At 56.6% G+C, this 3,001-nt stretch carries 3 protein-coding genes; all 3 read left to right on the forward strand.

Going from position 1 to position 3,001, the window contains the following annotated elements:
- Positions 1-2,276, forward strand: a 2,276-nt coding sequence (locus KGZ66_11235) for a DNA-directed RNA polymerase subunit beta' (protein MBS3986159.1), incomplete at its 5' end; no start/stop codon positions are given.
- 70 nt (positions 2,277-2,346) lie between these two features.
- Positions 2,347-2,760, forward strand: a complete 414-nt coding sequence (rpsL, locus tag KGZ66_11240) for a 30S ribosomal protein S12 (protein ID MBS3986160.1) — start codon at positions 2,347-2,349, stop codon at positions 2,758-2,760.
- Between the two features lie 60 nt (positions 2,761-2,820).
- Positions 2,821-3,001 (forward strand): 30S ribosomal protein S7 (locus KGZ66_11245; GenBank protein ID MBS3986161.1); only part of this gene is annotated, 181 nt, incomplete at its 3' end.

Genomic DNA, 3,001 nt, shown 5'->3' on the forward strand with positions numbered 1-3,001 from the left:
CACCGACCAAGGACATGGTTCTCGGCGTTTACTACCTAACCACGTACAACCCCGCCGCTAGAGGCGCGGGGAGTGCCTTCGCCTCTGTGCATGAAGCGCTCATGGCTTATCAGGACGGGGCTATCGAAATCAATGCACCGATTAAGGTGCGCCGTACCGCAAAACACGCTGATGGTTCTACGGTTTCTAGGGTCGTTGAAGCGACTATCGGGCGACTGATCTTTAACGAAGCGATTCCGCAAGACCTAGGCTTCGTTGACCGCACACAAGTCGAGAACGTGTGCAACCTGGAAATAAACCAACTTGTGCCCCTTAAGGTACTGCGCACGATAGTAGAAAGGTGTTATCGCAAGTACGGTAGCGCCGTGACGACAGAAGTGCTCGACAGGATAAAGACGCTTGGCTTTGAGTACGCCACTAAATCAGGCATTAGCATTGCCATCGGCGACGTAGTAATTCCTAAGGACAAAGGCAGGATTGTAGGCGAGGCCGAGAAAGTCGTCGCCAACATCGAGCGTGCCTTTGCGCGCGGTATGATGAACGCCGATGAGAAGTACCAAAACGTCATCGACGTCTGGAGCCAGACGTCGGCAAAAGTGCAGCGTGCCCTGCTTGATTCTATGCCCGCCTTTAACCCTATGTTTATGATGGTGGATGCGGGGGCGCGCGGCAACATCAGCCAGATTACTCAGCTTGGCGGTATGCGCGGTCTCATGAGTGACCCGATGGGGCGCATTATTGAGTTGCCCGTTAAGGCCAACTTCCGCGAAGGGTTGACGGTCTTGGAGTACTTCACGTCTACGCACGGCGCGCGCAAAGGAGCCGCCGATACGGCCATCCGCACCGCAGACTCGGGCTACCTGACGCGGCGACTCGTCGATGTGTCGCAAGACGTAATCATTCGCGAGGAAGACTGCGGCACCACGGAAGGCATCGTAGTTGAGGCTATTCGCGACGGCAGGCAGACGATAGTAAATCTTTCGGAGCGCATTGCCGGACGCGTGGCAGCCGACGACGTCGTCGCTCTCCCGCACCGTGACCCGCTTACCGGTCAATGGCTAGATTCGCCGCCGATACTAGTTCAAGCAGGGCAGTTGATTGACGAAGATGCCGCCCTGGCAGTTATGCTCTACGGGGTGGTTTCAGCTCCCGTGGCGGGCACGGCACAGCGCCGCGAAGACTCCGACGACGTGCAGATCACCGATAAGCATGGGCAGATGCATTCGCTTACGCTGCCGAACGCGGGGGCGAAGTGGCTGGTGCAGAACGGCGATATAGTGAAGGCTGGCCAGCAGTTGACCGAGGGGCTCATTAGGGCTGTTCACATCAGAAATGTGCTGACCTGCAAGAGCCGCTACGGCGTCTGCATTAAGTGCTATGGCAAGAACCTCGCTACCGGCGGCATGGTCGAGATGGGCGAAGCAATCGGAATTATTGCCGCGCAGTCTATCGGTGAACCCGGCACGCAGCTGACGATGCGAACTTTCCACACCGGGGGCGTAGCGGGGGACGACATCACCCAGGGTCTACCGCGCGTAGAAGAGCTGTTTGAAGCAAGGCGGCCTAAAGGGCAGGCTATTATCAGTGAGATTGACGGTACGGCGCGCTTTGTTGACGCCAAGAAGGGCCGCGAGATAGAGATTTCCGGCTTGGATGGCGATGTAAAGAGCTATCCCATCACCTTCGGCGCCCGTCTAAAAGTTGTGGAGGGCGGTGCGGTGCAGGCCGGCGATGAGCTTACCGAGGGGCCTGTTAATCCGGCTGAGCTGTTGGCTGTAAAAGGCATTAGAGCAGTGCAGGCCTATGTGCTGCAGGAGGTGCAAAAGGTCTACCGCACGCAAGGCGTCGAGATTAACGACAAACACGTCGAAGTTATCGTGCGCCAGACGCTGCGCAAAGTCAAGGTGGATGACCCGGGCGGCACGGATCTTCTTCCCGGCGGTCTTATAGACGTCATGGATTTTGAAGAAGCAAATGCGCGCGCCCTAATGGAAGAACGGGAGCCGGCAGTCGCTCGCCCTGTCCTGTTAGGTATCACTAAGGCTTCGCTGGCTACGGACTCGTTCCTGTCTGCCGCTTCGTTCCAAGAGACGACGCGCGTGCTGACGGATGCCGCGATTAAGACAAAGACCGACCCGCTTATCGGCCTTAAGGAGAATGTCATTATCGGCAAACTCATTCCCGCCGGTACAGGCATGGGCAGATACCGCAACATCCGCGTAGTAGTGGCCGGCACAGAAGAAAACGTTGACACCCGTGCCGGACTCCCAGTATAATGTTTAGGTCTGCTATCTAGCGTGACCTTTGTCCATTAAGACACCATCGGCGACGGAAGGAGGTGCATGTATGCCAACGATTAGCCAATTAGTTCGCAACGGCCGGCAGTCCCTTGAGAACAGATCTAAGTCACCTCATCTCAGTCGCTGCCCGCAGCGTCGGGGTGTGTGTGTTCAGGTTAAGACCATGAACCCCAAGAAGCCGAACTCCGCTATCCGCAAGATTGCGAGGGTGCGCCTGTCAAATGGCATTGAGGTCACTGCCTATATTCCAGGCATTGGCCACAATCTACAGGAGCACTCGGTCGTGCTCGTACGCGGCGGCCGCGTCAAGGATTTGCCAGGTGTACGCTACCACATTGTGCGCGGAACGCTTGATGCAGGTGGAGTGCAAAACCGCGGTCAGGGCCGTTCTAAGTACGGCGCTAAGCGCGCCAAAGCGGCGGCAGGCAAGGGATCTCCCGCTAAGGGTGGGAAGAAGTAATTGCCCTGCGGTGGCTTTTAGAGCCATCGAGTAACACTAGTTGTGAAGGAGGGAATAGATATGCCAAGAAAAGGTCCGGTGCCAAAGCGCGATGTTTTGCCTGATCCCATCTACAACAGCAAGTTTGTCACTCGCTTTATCAACAAGCTGATGTATGACGGCAAGCGCGGTATTGCGCAAGGGATATTTTATGGCGCTATGGAACGTGTGCGCGAGAAGACCGGCAAGGGTGCCATGGAGG

It is taken from the genome of Selenomonadales bacterium (assembly GCA_018335585.1).
In the GTDB taxonomy this organism is placed as follows: Bacteria; Bacillota; UBA994; order UBA994; family UBA994; genus UBA994.

Excerpts from the sequence above, each read along its gene's own strand:
- rpsL (MBS3986160.1), top strand. The coding sequence starts at position 2,347 with ATGCCAACGATTAGCCAATTAGTTCGCAACGGCCGGCAGTCCCTTGAG.